General features: G+C 41.5%; 16 protein-coding genes and 1 pseudogene. 7 read left to right on the top strand and 10 right to left on the bottom strand.

Annotated elements, in window-relative coordinates:
* Positions 1-111 precede the first annotated feature (111 nt).
* From matP to ACTS60_RS09215, 6 genes and pseudogenes are all read left to right on the top strand, one after another.
* Positions 112-561, top strand: coding sequence for a macrodomain Ter protein MatP (gene matP, locus ACTS60_RS09190; RefSeq protein WP_010448003.1), 450 nt, complete (start codon positions 112-114; stop codon positions 559-561).
* Between the two features lie 10 nt (positions 562-571).
* The gene (locus tag ACTS60_RS09195) at positions 572-883 is read left to right on the top strand and encodes a DUF3634 family protein (RefSeq protein WP_010448001.1); all 312 of its coding nucleotides are present in this window, start codon (positions 572-574) and stop codon (positions 881-883) included.
* Positions 884-1,003: 120 nt separating this feature from the next.
* Positions 1,004-1,330, top strand: coding sequence for a hypothetical protein (locus tag ACTS60_RS09200; protein ID WP_440887993.1), 327 nt, complete (start codon positions 1,004-1,006; stop codon positions 1,328-1,330).
* 129 nt (positions 1,331-1,459) lie between these two features.
* Complete coding sequence (locus ACTS60_RS09205) at positions 1,460-2,677, top strand: HDOD domain-containing protein (RefSeq protein ID WP_440887994.1); 1,218 nt, start codon at positions 1,460-1,462, stop codon at positions 2,675-2,677.
* 750 nt (positions 2,678-3,427) lie between these two features.
* A pseudogene (locus ACTS60_RS09210) lies at positions 3,428-3,745 on the top strand (DUF3693 domain-containing protein); the annotation flags it as partial.
* Entirely contained in the window at positions 3,705-4,073 is a 369-nt protein-coding gene (locus ACTS60_RS09215) for a regulator (protein WP_440887995.1), read from the top strand. The pseudogene ACTS60_RS09210 and the gene ACTS60_RS09215, both read left to right, overlap by 41 nt.
* Positions 4,074-4,139: 66 nt before the next feature.
* On the opposite strand, the gene ACTS60_RS09220 is transcribed toward ACTS60_RS09215, so the two are convergent.
* From ACTS60_RS09220 to ACTS60_RS09230, 3 genes are all read right to left on the bottom strand, one after another.
* The gene (locus ACTS60_RS09220) at positions 4,140-5,501 is read right to left on the bottom strand and encodes a hypothetical protein (protein WP_440887996.1); all 1,362 of its coding nucleotides are present in this window, start codon (positions 5,499-5,501) and stop codon (positions 4,140-4,142) included.
* Between the two features lie 4 nt (positions 5,502-5,505).
* Positions 5,506-6,600 (bottom strand): hypothetical protein, encoded by a 1,095-nt coding sequence (locus ACTS60_RS09225; protein WP_440887997.1) that lies wholly within the window; start codon positions 6,598-6,600, stop codon positions 5,506-5,508.
* A 266-nt stretch (positions 6,601-6,866) separates the two neighbouring features.
* Positions 6,867-7,244 (bottom strand): hypothetical protein, encoded by a 378-nt coding sequence (locus ACTS60_RS09230; RefSeq protein WP_440887998.1) that lies wholly within the window; start codon positions 7,242-7,244, stop codon positions 6,867-6,869.
* Positions 7,245-7,428: 184 nt separating this feature from the next.
* Between ACTS60_RS09230 and ACTS60_RS09235 the strand changes: the two genes are divergently transcribed.
* Complete coding sequence (locus tag ACTS60_RS09235) at positions 7,429-8,085, top strand: DUF2726 domain-containing protein (protein WP_440887999.1); 657 nt, start codon at positions 7,429-7,431, stop codon at positions 8,083-8,085.
* Positions 8,086-8,174: 89 nt separating this feature from the next.
* On the opposite strand, the gene ACTS60_RS09240 is transcribed toward ACTS60_RS09235, so the two are convergent.
* The 7 genes from ACTS60_RS09240 to ACTS60_RS09270 all read right to left on the bottom strand — a co-directional run bounded on the left by ACTS60_RS09240 (position 8,175) and on the right by ACTS60_RS09270 (position 14,163).
* Entirely contained in the window at positions 8,175-9,440 is a 1,266-nt protein-coding gene (locus tag ACTS60_RS09240) for a secretin N-terminal domain-containing protein (RefSeq protein ID WP_440888000.1), read from the bottom strand.
* Positions 9,441-9,486: 46 nt separating this feature from the next.
* A complete protein-coding gene (locus tag ACTS60_RS09245; RefSeq protein WP_440888001.1) occupies positions 9,487-9,675 on the bottom strand; it encodes an antitoxin MazE-like protein in 189 nt (62 codons plus the stop codon).
* A complete protein-coding gene (locus ACTS60_RS09250; protein WP_440888002.1) occupies positions 9,675-10,745 on the bottom strand; it encodes a zonular occludens toxin domain-containing protein in 1,071 nt (356 codons plus the stop codon). The genes ACTS60_RS09245 and ACTS60_RS09250 overlap by 1 nt, the downstream gene beginning before the upstream one ends.
* On the bottom strand, positions 10,745-11,104 hold the full coding sequence (locus tag ACTS60_RS09255) for a DUF5455 family protein (protein ID WP_440888003.1): 360 nt from the start codon (positions 11,102-11,104) through the stop codon (positions 10,745-10,747). Before ACTS60_RS09255 ends, ACTS60_RS09250 begins: the two co-directional genes overlap by 1 nt.
* Entirely contained in the window at positions 11,104-13,248 is a 2,145-nt protein-coding gene (locus ACTS60_RS09260; protein ID WP_440888004.1) for a hypothetical protein, read from the bottom strand. The genes ACTS60_RS09255 and ACTS60_RS09260 overlap by 1 nt, the downstream gene beginning before the upstream one ends.
* 66 nt (positions 13,249-13,314) lie before the next feature.
* Entirely contained in the window at positions 13,315-13,578 is a 264-nt protein-coding gene (locus ACTS60_RS09265; RefSeq protein ID WP_440888005.1) for a major coat protein, read from the bottom strand.
* Positions 13,579-13,851: 273 nt separating this feature from the next.
* On the bottom strand, positions 13,852-14,163 hold the full coding sequence (locus ACTS60_RS09270) for a chemotaxis protein (protein WP_071236613.1): 312 nt from the start codon (positions 14,161-14,163) through the stop codon (positions 13,852-13,854).
* Between the last annotated feature and the right edge of the window lie 16 nt (positions 14,164-14,179).

Consider the following 14,179-nt stretch of genomic DNA (forward strand, 5'->3'; position numbering starts at 1 on the left):
TTAAACGTTAGACAAATAAGTGATCGACATCGATACTTTCACGAGTTTTAATTGCTGAATTGACATCTCTGGGTTACGCTGTCACCCAGATGCGCATTAAGGGTCGAAAGGATGAAATATCAGCAACTTGAAAATTTAGAATGTGGTTGGAAGTGGAAGTATCTCATCAAAAAATGGAAAGATGGAGAGGCGATAACACGCTACATTGACACCAGTGAAGCTGACGCAGCAGTTGCTGAGTTGCGTAAAATAGAGCATGAGCCAACACAAGTTCTGACTTGGATTGAAAACCATATGTCAGACGAACTCGATAATAAGCTCAAGCAAGCGATTCGCGCTAAGCGCAAACGTCACTTTAATGCTGAGCAAGTTCATACCAAGAAGAAGTCCATCGATCTTGACTATCGTGTATGGGAAAAGCTCTCCAGTAGAGCGAATGAGCTAGGTTGTACGTTATCCGATGCCATCGAATATTTATTGTCCGAAGCATCAAGAAGCGAAAAGGCAAGTCTTAAGGTATCATCAATTAAAGAAGACTTGAGTAAACTGTTGTCTAGCTAAGGAGCACCGAATGCTTTATGTAATCTTGATTGCTGCTGTTGTTATTTTTTGGTTGATAGCTGTAGACCGCCCAGTTTTAAAGGTGAACTTTGACAAGGGTAGTTTGACTAAAGTGAAAGGCCACATTCCACCTTCTTTTAAGCACAACTTGCAAGATATTGCTGAACATTTTCCTTTTGATGGTCAACTGAAAGTATATAGTCAGCGCACTGGTATGCGATTGGTGTTTTCTAAACAGGTACCCAAGAAAGTACAGCAACGTATTAGAAACGTTTTTCCTCACCAAGGTTTTAAAAGTAGCAAAGGGAAAAAGCAGGCCTAACAAACATATCACTTACGGAAAAACATTCACCGGGACGCACAACGTGCGTCCCGGTTTTATTTACGAAAGAGAACTTAATATGGTCAGTATTTATGGCTTCTAAACACTATCTGACTGAATATGCGTTCAATACTCCTATTCTCTTTATTATTGTTCTCAAACCTCATTGTTGCAGATGATTCGGAATTCAATCCTGTGGCAAAGAAAATTAAGTCTAAGCTCCAAAAGCAGGTAGATAAGAAATTTGATGATTACCAAGGTTATTGTGATGTAATGATAGAGCTAGAGCACTCCACCAATAGAGCCAAGATAAGACGTGTCACTGGCATAGGAGATACGAAGATTTGCAAATTTGCCAAATCGAAGCTAAAGAAAGGCAAAAAGTTTAAATATCAGTACCCGGAAAAGTATATTCGTATTCACCTGTCTACTTTGCCAAAGTTGTAGATTGTTGATGCTTCAGTAAATTCGGTTGGACTTTTATCTGAATTAACATCACACAAACCTTAAGATTGATTGGTATATCGTATACACTATACCAATTAGATTCATTATAAGAAGTAAAGGGATAGAAGCTTGTTGCTAACCAAGAAAACCTACACGCAAGAAGCAATTGATATAGCAAGTAAAGTATCGAAAGAGGTAGAAATTCGGCACGCAAAATGGCTTGTTAGTATGAAGTACCTAGTCGATCAAACAGAGGTCGATGATTTACTGAGTTTACAAGGGCGCTACTGTGATGACGTCATCTTTAATGAAGATGAACGTATAACCCGAAATCAACGTATTTTACTTATGTGCGAACAAGAGCGGGTACAGGAAAGGCGTCAAGTTGTTGAAGATAAACAAAAAACACTACGAAAAGTTGTGCGGGATGTTTCTCGAGTAGCTGAACGCATGTTGATTAGTAAGTTAGAGTCTTATCCTATTGATAAACTATGCGGAGGAATCCCTCTTTTTGATCATTTTGCTTCTTTTGCATACTCTCCATCATTGTCTTTTTCAAAGTTAGGGACACTCACGACCCTTAGTCATCAATTGAACTCTACAATCGTAGACCTCATTTCTAACCCCAAATTTTGCGAAAGGCTAGGGCGTAAACCGAAGGGGGTTCCAGATGCAAAAGTTGCGATCGGCCAAATCGGAATTGAAAATTGCCGTTTGTTATTTCCAGTCTTAATGGCAAGACCGATGCTCAAATGGGCAGATCAGAATACTAAGCTCATTGCTCCTAAAATGTGGCAACACCTCGTTGTAACTGCAAATGTTACACGAATGCGCTTACAAAGTGCCGGTGTTCGAGAGCCTGATGCAGGTATTTTGATCGGTGTTTTGCGTACGCTAGGACATTTCGTCATCGTCAATCATTTTACTTACACCTTTGAAGATGCACTGGTTGAGGTAATGCTTAACTACAGGAATTCAGAAAAAAAAGAAGAGTACTATGCTTGCGCGGACATAAAAGCCAATACTGCCTTTTTACCAAAAGTTATACACGAAATGGAAGCGTCCATCACACGCCGTATTCTTGAATCATATGACTGGCCAAAGAACGCGTTACATATCAAAAATGCTGTCATCGAAGATCTTGATAACATACCAATATTGGAGAGAAGTGATCATGGCGCAGCATTGGCACAAGCCAAGGCATACTCAATCTATGAAGGCTTAACAAAAAGTAGTGCCTTCGTTGATAAGCACAAGCCATTTTGGTTCGCGAATGTTCAGATGTCGGGAGAAGCACTTAAAGATGTACGCTCAAGAATCCCCGGAAAGTTAACATTAACAATGTAGGAACATTGACCCATCCATAAATGTTGAAAGAAAAGCTCACGTTGCGAGCTTTTTTGTTATGTATAGGCTCTCAAAGCCATCAGGCCTCAGCATTACAGTGTAGCGCAGATTGAGTGCTAAGAGAATTAGATTGGCTACGGTCGGTTAAACACAGGTGGAGCAGGGAACTAGGCTTCTCTTACAGTTACACGGTAACGTAACTCTTTGAGTGACTCATGGTTATAAAGCCTATGAGCGGCTTTGACAATTACGTAAGCCCTTAGCTCCAAAGGAAACTCGGAAACAACAGCTGCTTTCACGAGAACAAGAATCGTATTAGATAATTTGGGCGAGACTCATATCAAGACATCCACATATTATGACGTGGTAAAGAGATAGAACATAAGAAGAGCTCTAAGGTAGAGTCAGTTTGAAAACTGAATTGATTGTATATTGGCGTGTTCTTGGTCAAGCTCGTTTATGATTCAAGTGACAGCGTCACTGTTAAGAAAGGAAGCGTCTTACCAAGTCTAAGTACGCCAAATATTTTTAAGTAACGAAGGAGCAGTTTAGCCAAGTACTGCATCTTATGATTGACCGAAAGAACATCAACAACGCCAGTGCTAAATTCAAATCGCAATGAACCAATGAAACGAGTACGCAAGTAAATGGCTAACTTATTTTAAAACTGACTGAGTCGCACACTTAATTGAAGCCCGACGTTTTCGTATTGAATTTATTTTTGATTCAATCTAGCAACAAGGCTTTTGTTTTCTAGCTAAAGCATCAGGAATAGACCCAGAGATTGCATTGTTAGGTTGTCACGCTGATCGCAACGAGAATCCAGAGATTCGCGGCATGTGGGAAAACATAGCAAAAAAGTATAACGGGCTTGGATTAGCAGGAATTTCAATGGCTTGTGGTGGCTTGGCTATGGTGATTTCGAGTCCGTCAGAATCATTATTACAGTGCGCATTATATCTGCTTATGTTTAATGCGGTTGCATATGGAAAATCAATAATATGTTCCTCTTTTGAGGGACAATTCAATGAAGTATCACGAAATGACAAAAAACTATATTTTTCGTGAGTTTGAATGTGGTTTATCCATCGAACAAGCTGCTGAACTTTGTTTAAAAAATGTGAGAACGGTCAAAGATTGGGATAGAGGAAAAACAATACCACCAGAGTGTAAACGACTTATGCGAATGACTAAGGGCAGGGAGCTTAGTTCGTCTGAACAGTGGGAGCAGTTCAAAATGCACTATGACCGATTAGAGTTGCCAACAGGGCAGCTTGTTACTGCACAGCAAGTTTTGACAGGGATAGCTTTGCTAGAGATTGGGGCTTTGACTGACTTAGAAGCAGCTGGCCAAGTATTGAAATATGCTAGAGCGTTGAAATCTATAATGAACTAATTACAAGTACTTTGAAAAAATAAAGCCTCCAAAAGGAGGCTTTTAATTCGGATGAACTAATTTTAACTAAATATCCAGTTGGGCGGGAGTTCCTTTGCCCCCCACCTTAACCTCTGTCTTATCCTGTTGTAACTCTGAAGATTTATTACCATCAACAATCACATCATTTTCGGTCGTAGTCGTGTTAACTGATGTTTTAAGAGCGGCTTGAGGCGTAACAAGTTCAGGTTTTGAAGTATTAGTTGCATAGTACGTTTCACCAAGCTTGAGGCAAACTAGAATTACAGATGCAAACCAGACACCCCAAATTATTTTGCTTACAAATTTAAGACCATTCTCACCTTTGTCTATTAGTGTTGCTAAAGCGTCTTCTGTAGTTCTTGCTTCAGCTCTAACTTGAGATTTATGGCTTAACACCTGATATCTTGAGAAAACATTAACGACTTGCTTGGATAAGTGTTTAAATGAATCTTTATAAATATCTAGTGATTTTTGTATAGTTAAACAAGTTAAAAATAGAGCTATTATCACACCGAAAGCGCTAGAATAACTCTCAACTTTCATTACAGCTGCAATTGCGACCATTGCACCAGGAATGGCTAGCGCTTTGGTTTGCACTGATGATGTAATGTCATTTATCTTGCCAGTATACTCCAGATCCTTCGTGTTAATTTCTTGAATGACTTTATTAATAGTAAATTCACTCAAGAACATATTGTGGTGTGCTGTATATGTAGCGTCAAACTTCGCGATATTTGCAAGAGTGTATGGAAAGATTTCGCTTTCGTTATTTAAACCTTGGACTATTACATCGAAGGCGGAACGCATACAGTTTCGACGCTCTTTATCTTGTGCATCATCTAGAGAAACTTTCTGCTGTAGCTTATCAAGCAGTCTTACACTCTCTGCTAAATCGATTTCTTTATCTGCAAACACTTCAACAAAAGATTGATAATCTAAAGATAATGATACCTTATGCTTAACACCACCATCATCATTCTTGATTAGAAAAATAACTTCTTCATTGTGAATTGAATAATCAGCTATTTCAGTAAGCAATGTTCGCAGTTTTAGAAATATTTCAATTTGCTTGTAAAGGTCTAAGTTCGAATCAAACTCGATAAACCGATTATTCCCCTTATCGAAATACAACAGGCCTTCAGGCACTTTGTTTTGCGTCTCACATTCTTCAAATAGTGACTCATCGGATGTAAATAAGAACTTGCCACTATTCCAATAAATAGCCCCTGTCTTTACCTGACATTGCTGCCCATGAAGTCTAACAGGCGCTTTATATCCAGCATCGTTAATAGCTTGGATGAATGTGTCCGTTGTCTCTGTCGGTGCTAGCTCAATACAAACGTCATTATCTGAAGTAGACTGAATTGTTTGTTTTTCAAAAAGACTAAGTACTATCTGTGCTGGCATAGCATTAACTGTCCCTGTTAATCATTCTAATAATTTTTTCGCGAGTTTTCGCATCCTTTATCTTGATCTCCAACTTCCTAGTTGACTCGTTGAACTCGACATCTTTACCTTCGTTTTTCTTACCAATCTCAATCGATGAGTGAACACGAGCGATCAATCCATTGTGTTCATCAGAGAAGTCTATCCATTGATGCTCTTTTATTTGATGTGCTGTTGGCTCAATGTAGTGGTTAATCAATAACTCACTCTCATTCACAAAAGTAGGAAAAGTGTTTTCGAGCTCCTTTCTACTTTCTGGTAATGCTGACTCAATGACAATAGCAGCTTGGTCGATAGAGAAAGATGATTTGTTAGAAGCCTTAATCTTTGTAACAAAGTTTGTAAGTTTTTCTTCCGCTTCTATACAAAAATCGAAACCGAGACTATTGATAGTAGCGTAAGAGTCGATAGCCTTATAAAGATTGTCCAATGACTCGCCGTTATCAGATTTCTCTTTACAACCGAATGCAACTCGGAAGTAACTTGCTGAAGAAGACCCTCGAATAAACTTCAAGTAAGCTTCATTTTTAGGCTGTTCCGGATAGCACGTATCAAAAAGATCGAGATCGATGGAGATTGCTTGTTTCAGCGATTCTAAGTTAATGTGTTGCGCAGTTTTTGGTAGCAATGACCCCTCAGTAAAATCAAAACCAGATTTCTTATCTACCATTACTGCTAAAAGTCTACCAAAGTCGTCATTCTGAGTGCTCTTATAGTGCATAAAAACTATTTTGGAACTAGCAACTTTAGAAGACACTTTAAGATCGAAAATAGCTTTCTTTAGCTCATTAGCAAAGGAATTGACTAAAGCCGTAAAGTCTTCCTGAGTAACGGAAGATGTGAAGTATTTACTCAGCAACCCTGCTACATCACTCCCAGTTTCCTCATCATAGTAACCATGGAACTTATTTTTGCGCTTGAATTTCAACTCTACTTGCTGGATGAACTGGAATGATACGTCTTTACCGTCAAGTGGCCATAGTGAACCAAATTTAGGCTCAACAGTAGACTTACTATTATCAACTTCCAACTCAACTGTCATTGCATGAACAGCAACCATGCTTTTACTTGATTTGATTAAAACTTTGGTAGCATCACATGAAGGGCATTTTGAGTCGTTTGGGTTATATTCAGTATCGCAATTGTGACAAATATGCATGATTAAGCCTTATTATAAAAACTGGGGCGATTATATACATAGTAAACCTGTATAAAAACAACAAAGTGCACAGAAACAAGTTTCTCTCTTTCATGCCAAACGGGACTTTACACCCGTAATACATAACAGAGGATTAGCCAGTATTCGTAGGGCTAAAGCTTAAACAACTAAAAACTACCACTATGGATAAAATGAACATTGTTGTAGTAGCGCTCATCTTCCTTTGGCTCATAAGGCAATGCCCTTGGTTTTCCATTGAATAGTACGATGTAAAACTCCCCAAGTTTACGAACGCCAATCAAGTAATGATTGTCGTCTACTCTAATCCAGCTTTTTCCGTCATCAAAGCTGTACTCAGTGAAACCAACAAGCTTAACCTTCTGAAACGAACGACATTCAAAAGCGTTGATAACACCGCCGTATCTATCGTACTTATATTCTCCATTACGAAGAAGTGCTGGCACTTCTACGAACTTACCATACCCATCATAACCATTAGCGTCGAGGATAGACCCGCTATGGTTTTTAACGTATCGAATCAGCATAAAATCACCACATACTGTATATATATACATACTAGCAGCGACATCTTGATAGGTGAAGACTTTCACCCATAATTACTAACTGCAGCGATACTTTTACTTTTCTGGACGTAGTTAACCTTTAGATTTGCCAAGTTTACATATGCTACAATTTGCGCTTTGCTTGCTTAATAGAATGGAGCTTTAAGTGTCAGAATTAATAATAATTTTATCTATTTCATGCATCGTCTATCTGATGATTAAGGGAGGAAAAAAGAACAAGGGAGTAAATAGACATAGACGCCGGATGGGGAAGGAAACCCCACCTTTCCAGAAAGACATAAGCAAACCACATTCCTATGAAGCTAAGTCAGGTTTTGGAGGTAGAGATCTAACAGTCGATGTTCCGATTCCTTCAGCTAGTAATACCAACACTACAACACAGGTCGTTGTCCCACATAAAAAAAGCACGTACCTTGCCACCAAGACAGAAAGGAGGTTTTATAACGTTCTGCAAGACATCCTGTCAGATGACTACGTTATCCATACGCAAGTTTCATTAATGGCGTTAGTGCAACCGTTGAACTTCAAAGATAATTCTAAGACATGGGCCAAACGCATGGACTATGTAATTACAGACAAAGAAACAAAAGTCTATGCGGTTATTGAACTAGACGACTCTAGCCATAGACAAAAGAAACGCCAAGAAAGAGATCATTACGTTAATAGCGTCTTAGAAGGTCACCACCCATTACTTCGTTTTGAAGCCAGAAGCCATTACGACAAGGGACATCTTACAAAGGTCATAGAACGTGACACTGACATCAAGTGCAAAGAGTACAAATCTGCACTTCAGCATTGTTGATGGCAACTGACGCGCTATCGCTTGTCGGCTTCTCACTGACTCTACATGCAAGCATATAGCAGCCAGCAAGAACCTTGACTTTATGGTGGCTAAAGTATGGTGGTTCTGATAACTACTTTGAGCTCTTTCTCGACCGTGTTGGTCTTCTCGGTACGGAACAACGAACCAAGTAGAGGGATTTCCATCAGAACTGGAACACCGGAGACAGAGTCACGTTGCTCAGAAGAGATGAGGCCGCCAAGTGTGATGGTTTGGCCATCAAGTACCTTAACAACGGTTTGTAAGGTGCGCGTATTGGTGATGATGTCAGAAGCGATAGAGGAGTCCGTTACCGAATCAGATTTCTGCGTTATCTGAAGCACTACATGATTGCCCATCACATGAGGCGTCACATCCAGAGATACACCGACGTCTTTACGCTCTATTTGCTGGATTTGCTTACCTCCATCCGTGACTTCTGTTGAAGTTAGGAAAGGCACGTTTTGACCCACGGTTATGTAGCCACGCTCTCTATCCATGATGAACATGTTTGGGCGGGATAGGAGCTTAGTGTTTTGGTTTTTAGTTACTGCCTTGATGAGCGCATTAAAGTCACCGCCTTCATAAAACAGTATGTTATCTACGGCCTTTTTGATAGCGGTTGGTTGAGAGATAAATCCCGCCTCACCGAGCGCTAAGCTCATGTTAACGCCAACCTCTTGCGAGTCGCCTAATACGGACTCAGTAATAATCGCCTCGATAAACACCTGTCTTTGCAATTGGTCGATGCCTTCAATTAAAGCGTCTATCTTCTCGAGCTGGGTGCGCGTTCCGGTCACTATGATGCTGTTCGTTGTGGGTAGCACTTCAACCTTAAAGTTCTTTAACGATTTCTGCTCCAACGTTTGTGTTTGCGTGGCTTCCAACATCGAAGACATAAGGTCAACTATCTTGGTATTTCTAACGTGATTGAGTTTGTAGAGCTTTACAAAAGAAGGCTCGATAGTTTCGACCTTATTCGCATCCACAACAATGGTATAGATGCCATGGTCATGGGAGAGTTCATAACCATGCGCTCTTAGGACTGACAAGAAGAACGTCGGGTAGTCTTTCTCATTAAGTTCAGGCGCGGTGAAGCTGACTTCGCCTGTTACGCCATGGCCAAGAACAACCGTGAGTCCCGTTTGAGCCGAAAACCATGAAGCAAAGTCTGCTATCGGTGTGTCTTTTGCTTCAAAAGGTGCGGAAGACGAAGCAAGCGCCAAAGGAGATAACAAAGCAAGAGTAAGCGATATACCCATCACTCTAATTTGTACTAATCGACGTATCGAAGATAAACGGGTAAGGGCGCAAAGTAGGTGGATTATCCATGACATAATGTGTTGCCTTTCATTGTCTGTTAGCGTCACCAGTGACGGGGGCTTATTGGTGCATTGAGACCATGCGTCCCGTTTCCATATCTTTGAGCACGCCAATGGTTAAATTTTCCGCTTCGCACATCAGTGAAGCCGCTTGTTTGATGTCGGACTCTCTATCTGTTGGAACCCATAACGTGACCTTTTTGAAGCCTTGAGACTTCATCTTTTGCTCATAGCGTTTGTTTCGACTCATTAGCAGTTCACCCTGAATTTATCGTTACCTTTGAAGACCTCAATCTGACACGAGCCATAAGACACGGCTTTGTATCCCATGGCGTAAAGCTGCGATGAAGACAGGCGCACATTGTCATTAACAAGAACAAAGGACGGAGCTATATTTGGTGGATTCATCGATGATTCAATAGTGAATCCATTAAGAACGTTAGCGAGCTTTTCCGATGTCTCTGCAGCGGGCTCATGTGATAGCGTTGGAGATTCAGACACACCGACGTATGAACAGACGACGAAAGAGACCGCCACGCCAGCCGTAAATACCGTAAGTCTTGAATACTTCCTTAGATAGATTTTGGTGATCCTCATAATGTTCCTAATGGTGTAAGGGACAGTGTAACGTCCATGCGTATAGAAAGGGGGAAGCACTGAATAGACACCGTCCTCATAGTTGTTCCTGAACATTTGCTTAGTGTCGTAGGAGCTGTATAAATCCGTGCCCCAAAGCATCCATTTATCTACTGTTAATGAGTTGGCATTGTCACCATATTTCACAATACCAACGTGTAACTTAGGGAACTTGAGCTTTAACTGGCCAAGAGTAACCAATGAGACAGCCGTTGATAAAAAGGGGACTTGGAGACGGTCTAAACGGCGACAAAACACCGTGTGCTCAGCCAGTGCTAAACGCGCCTGTTTGTCCACGATAGAAATGTCCTGAACGATAAAAATGACGTCCCATCCAAGCTTTCGAATGTGCAAAAGGTGGTCGATTAACTTCTGGCGGTTTTTGTCATTCCACGTTCGGGAGTTAAACCAAGTCCCACACTCATCCAGAACGATGAGACCGTCCTTTGATGTGTCATAGCTTTTGTTGGCAGAGCCAATTACCATCAAGTCTTCCACTTGTGGCTTGTCAGGCAGGCGATACAAACGAGTATTGCGCTTGTTTCTGCCTAGCATTTCTTTGAGGTTGATATCGAGATTGGTTGCAACAGGGACGCCACGCATAAAGGCTTCGCGAATCTTGCCAACCGCCGTGAGCGTTTTGCCTGAGCCAAGCTTGCCAGTAACGAAATAAACGGAGGCCATTATGCTGACCTCACAATCGCGTAGAACTTCCATTCCCATACCCAGCGGATAAGACGTGCTGAATAAATAGCACTAACGCAAGGGATCGCATTGCTAGGAATAAACATACCCGCGGCTTGAGACCAATAAGGCGGAGTTACATACGAAAGCCCTGCAGCAATGGTGTATATCGACAACGTTAAGGCAGCCGTAAGACCAACCAGCATGGTCAAAATCACAAGATTCAAAGTAAGCTGTCGAGACTTAGCAATAAAAAACCAACCGAACAACGTAGCCGCAATCTGAGAAAAAAAAGCGACTAGCGCGGGGATACGTAACGCAGTACTGACACTGCTAATAATCGGAAGTAGAGCAACCATTAGTAATATCTCCCAGAGGAACCAGCCTTATTGCTTGGAACGGGTGTAACCTCAGTCAATAAAATTTCAACGAGCGTTTTGATCGTGTAAATGTAAATGAGTATCGAAAGGATCATTTTCAATTTTTCCGAAAAGGAGCAGTCAATTACAGCTGAATGACCAGTCGTCAAAGGGAAAGAGAAGTTAGAGCAACTGGATGGCCTAGGTAAAACATCCAGAAAATAACCGCTCACTTTTTCAATGTGATACTCAGAATCAGGGTTCAGTTTTCGGTCTTTTAAAGCCGTCAATTCATCGGTTACGGTCTCATCGTAAGCCTGTTGGTCTTTATTGAATTGGTTTGTCGCTTGACCTAACGCACTTGCGATATAAGGCCTGTTTAAACCGTGTGGATTCTCACAGTAATTGTTATCAGCATTAGGCTCACAAGGCTTGAGCTCATCAATTAAATCTTCCAAATCGCCTGTGATGCCATTGATAGAGCCAGCTGCGGCACTCATAGCCGCCGCATTCGCGTCCAAAGCACCATTCAATGACGCGAGCGAATCACTTAAACCGTCAAAATCCGCATCCACCTTGATGTTGCTAAGCGCACCGGATATGGATTCTGTTTGGTCGCTTAGTGCAGCCTTTAACTCCTCCAATCGTTGTTGGTCTTTTAAGTCATTAGATTTAAGAGTGTCGTTAATTTGCTTGATCGATTTATCCAGCTTGTTACCTTGCTTATTTACCGAGGTATTAATTTTTGCGGTGTTAGACTTTGTGCTGCTGGTATTTTTTTTGATTACATTAACGGCATCTCTAGTCTCATAAGCGTGCAACTCTATGTTTTGAATGTCTCTTTTTGATTCATCAAAAGACTCGTTAAACCTAAGCACAGCATCGTAAATCGTTACCCCGCGAGGTCTAAGATTATCGTTAAGCGCTTTCACTATTTCACGGGCAGAGCCGTAAGAAACTTCGTTGTTAAAAGATGATGCAGAGGCAACAGCTGCAATGAGTTTGTTGACCATTTCGGTGTTGTTATCCGTTATTCTGTCAGCCACACCATCGTTTGAAGCAATCAGCTTTTTCGCTAGCTCTACATCACCGTCATTAATCGCTTTTGTTGCTAACCTGATGTTCTCTTTCAAGTCCTTATATATTTTGTAATCTTGTAGTAACTGTTTGGATAAGTTGTCATTTAACGCACTGGTATTGCTGTTCGCTTGATTAAGACGGGTGTTGATATCGGCAAAGCCTTTGTTCATAGCGGTGATGCTATTGTCGAAGTTGGTATTAATGTCTTTGTTTTGTTCAACGATGGCACTTATTACACCTGAGTTATCGGTTTCATCAGGCGTATCGACGTCCGGTTTATCCGGTGGGTCATCAGGTTGAACGGTGTCACCATCATCAGGGTCAACCGCATCAGGCGGGTCGATGTCCGGTGTATCGGGCAAATCGGGGTCGTCATCTTTGACGCCATCGTCAAATGAACCGCCAGTACAGGCAAAGCTATCTAAAATATTGAAACCACAAATAGCTTCATGGTCGTAAGGCGCACCGGAATCATTAGGGATTTTGTCGCCATTCACGTCACGAGGGCAATCATAGCCCGTGCGGTTTGTGCTGCGTCTGCACACTTTGGGAACAGAGCCGTTAGTAATAGCGCCATTGTAGTCACAGCCCGAACCACTATAGATATAGCTTGCGTTACAAGAATCACCGGCACATATCGCCGTTGTATTTATCTTCGCTTCGCATTGCTTCAAGCATACTTTAGGCGCTGAACCATAAGTCAGTAGAGACCAAGTTTTATTGCCAAGGCTTAAACCTTGTTTCGATTCACAGGTAATAGGGGGCGGACTAAACAAAACGATATAACCAGAGCCGGAAGTACCTGGAGCAGAAAATTCACAAAAAAGTGAAGGTTGATCTGAAGGATTATCTACACGGCAAGATTCATAAGTTAAACCGTTGGAATGCTCACCTGGAAAACAAGAAAGAACGGCACTAGGTGTGGTCAAATCGCCCGTTTGGACACAATCATTATTGTAATGAACAGCAGAAGTAAGGCGCGCCTGATACGTATCATTCATGCCAGCATATGAAAAGGAAGCAAAGAAGAATAGAACGATGTGAAGTATGAAATGGTTACGCATAAAAACGGCACTTTTTGATAATGGGGAAGCCGAAAGGCAACCCCATAAGTGAATGAAGAAAGTGGATTACGTTGCTTTGTTTGCACCTTTTTTGAATAGCTTGATGCCAATAAAGCCAACGGTTAATGGAACGGCGATACCCCAAGTAGACGTAAGCATGTCAGTAACGTAAGTGCCTAAACTAGTGAAAGCATCAGCAGCTGCCTGTGGAAGTGCTGCGTGAGCACTCGAACCAGCCGTAAGAAGTGCGCCAGCGATAACAGCGCGTTTATCTGTTACAACCGCACGTGCTTTTGAAAGGGATGCACGAACCTTGTTTTGTTTTTCCATAATTAAAATCCTATCGTTATGGTTAGTTTGAAGAAGTTGAAACCTCAGCGGCTCGTTTGAATACCAAAATTTGAAATCCAACCGAGAAACCAAGGATAAATGCTCCACAAAAACAGCCGAGCATGAACTGAGTTGAAAGCATTTATCGTTGACCTCCGGCTATCCATCCGAGCGCAACCAACAGAAAGCAAATCCCGAGGAACACCATTAACTGGAAGTTATCGATGCGTGCCATTAGCTCTGTAAATTGCGCGTCGGTCATAGTAAAAAACCTTATTTCTGATTAAGTTCTGGCAGTGCGTAAAGGTGGAAACCGTCAATCGACACGTGCTTACCTTCATCGTTACCAAAGCTCATTTTCTTGTGCTCAACATCGAACAGGATGCGATTGCCAACGCAGCGCTTGAGCAGTTCGCCAGCCTTGCCGCCGTCCCACAATTCAGGGGAGACACGAACCTCAATCGTTGAAGTTGGATTGGTGGTGATTAGACGCAACTTACCCACGGTCTTTTGTTCGCCGTTACGGTCTACTTTTGTTTCTTGCTGGATGTCCGATTCATCCAGAATTAAACCTTGCATTCTCATAGTGGTTTGCCCTTAT

The sequence above is a fragment of the Vibrio sp. WZ-1 genome (assembly GCF_052037695.1).
GTDB lineage: Bacteria > Pseudomonadota > Gammaproteobacteria > Enterobacterales > Vibrionaceae > Vibrio.

Bases quoted from the DNA above. Each gene is read 5' to 3' on its own strand.
- matP (WP_010448003.1), top strand. From the start codon at position 112: ATGAAATATCAGCAACTTGAAAATTTAGAATGTGGTTGGAAGTGGAAG.
- ACTS60_RS09195 (WP_010448001.1), top strand. From the start codon at position 572: ATGCTTTATGTAATCTTGATTGCTGCTGTTGTTATTTTTTGGTTGATA.
- ACTS60_RS09200 (WP_440887993.1), top strand. From the start codon at position 1,004: ATGCGTTCAATACTCCTATTCTCTTTATTATTGTTCTCAAACCTCATT.
- ACTS60_RS09215 (WP_440887995.1), top strand. From the start codon at position 3,705: ATGAAGTATCACGAAATGACAAAAAACTATATTTTTCGTGAGTTTGAA.
- ACTS60_RS09220 (WP_440887996.1), bottom strand. From the start codon at position 5,501: ATGCCAGCACAGATAGTACTTAGTCTTTTTGAAAAACAAACAATTCAG.
- ACTS60_RS09225 (WP_440887997.1), bottom strand. From the start codon at position 6,600: ATGGTTGCTGTTCATGCAATGACAGTTGAGTTGGAAGTTGATAATAGT.
- ACTS60_RS09230 (WP_440887998.1), bottom strand. From the start codon at position 7,244: ATGCTGATTCGATACGTTAAAAACCATAGCGGGTCTATCCTCGACGCT.
- ACTS60_RS09240 (WP_440888000.1), bottom strand. From the start codon at position 9,440: ATGTCATGGATAATCCACCTACTTTGCGCCCTTACCCGTTTATCTTCG.
- ACTS60_RS09245 (WP_440888001.1), bottom strand. From the start codon at position 9,675: ATGAGTCGAAACAAACGCTATGAGCAAAAGATGAAGTCTCAAGGCTTC.
- ACTS60_RS09250 (WP_440888002.1), bottom strand. From the start codon at position 10,745: ATGGCCTCCGTTTATTTCGTTACTGGCAAGCTTGGCTCAGGCAAAACG.
- ACTS60_RS09255 (WP_440888003.1), bottom strand. From the start codon at position 11,104: ATGGTTGCTCTACTTCCGATTATTAGCAGTGTCAGTACTGCGTTACGT.
- ACTS60_RS09260 (WP_440888004.1), bottom strand. From the start codon at position 13,248: ATGCGTAACCATTTCATACTTCACATCGTTCTATTCTTCTTTGCTTCC.
- ACTS60_RS09265 (WP_440888005.1), bottom strand. From the start codon at position 13,578: ATGGAAAAACAAAACAAGGTTCGTGCATCCCTTTCAAAAGCACGTGCG.
- ACTS60_RS09270 (WP_071236613.1), bottom strand. From the start codon at position 14,163: ATGAGAATGCAAGGTTTAATTCTGGATGAATCGGACATCCAGCAAGAA.